The organism is Vibrio sp. 10N.222.51.C5 (assembly GCF_041474575.1).
Taxonomy (GTDB): Bacteria; Pseudomonadota; Gammaproteobacteria; order Enterobacterales; family Vibrionaceae; genus Vibrio; species Vibrio crassostreae_C.
In genome coordinates this window covers 1-238 of the sequence record NZ_JBFRUJ010000111.1, presented here as the reverse complement: position 1 = coordinate 238, position 238 = coordinate 1, and the positions used below count along the sequence as shown (strand labels likewise).

Genomic DNA, 238 nt, shown 5'->3' with positions numbered 1-238 from the left:
CTTATTTGTTTGGCTCAGTGTGCCCATCGAGAGGGATTGGTGAGGCAATGGTCGTCCCTTGGGTTAACAAAGACATCATGATAAACCATCTAGAGCAGATATCTAAAGTCACAGAAAAAGACCGTCATTCAGTGGTAATAATGGATGGCGCAGGATGGCATACCGATGATATTGCTAACCCATTTGATAATGTCAGTATTATCAAATTGCCGCCATACTCACCAGAGCTTAACCCTAT

The 238-nt window shown here is 42.9% G+C and carries 1 protein-coding gene; it reads left to right on the top strand.

Annotated features, from left to right (window positions below; all coding sequences use genetic code 11):
• A partial coding sequence (locus tag AB4558_RS21780; protein ID WP_372159103.1) for a transposase occupies positions 1-238 on the top strand: 238 nt, incomplete at both ends.